The sequence below is a fragment of the Oceanospirillum linum genome (assembly GCF_001995095.2).
GTDB lineage: Bacteria > Pseudomonadota > Gammaproteobacteria > Pseudomonadales > Halomonadaceae > Oceanospirillum > Oceanospirillum linum.
Genome location: NZ_MTSD02000155.1, coordinates 1 through 419 on the forward strand (window position 1 = coordinate 1; position 419 = coordinate 419).

1 protein-coding gene is annotated in these 419 nt (G+C 51.1%); it reads left to right on the top strand.

Translation table 11 applies throughout. The features are described 5' to 3' along the window. Positions 1-419: uroporphyrinogen-III C-methyltransferase (locus BTA35_RS17085; RefSeq protein WP_202931318.1), on the top strand; the 419-nt coding region annotated here is incomplete at both ends.

Here is a 419-nt window from a genome sequence, read left to right on the forward strand (position 1 = left end):
AGTCTGATTACCGTTCGTCGGGCAATTACCGATGATATCGCCAGCCTTTCTGCAGTATCGCAGGTGGATTATGACGGCATCATCCTTAAGCTTAATCAGCTTTCAAATCAGGTAGATAACCTGCGTCTGGCCGATAATGACAGCGATGGTTCGCCGATGGATTCAGACGGTGAAGAGCTTTCCAGTTCCATCAGCGAATGGCGTATCAATCTGCAAAAAAGCTGGCAGAACTTTATGGACAACTTCATTACGATTCGCCGTCGTGATGACACCGCCGTACCGCTGTTAGCGCCAAATCAGGATATCTATCTGCGCGAAAATATTCGCTCTCGCCTGCTGGTCGCAGCACAAGCTGTACCGCGTCACCAGGAAGAGACTTATCGCCAGGCGCTGGAGAACGTCTCCACCTGGGTACGTGC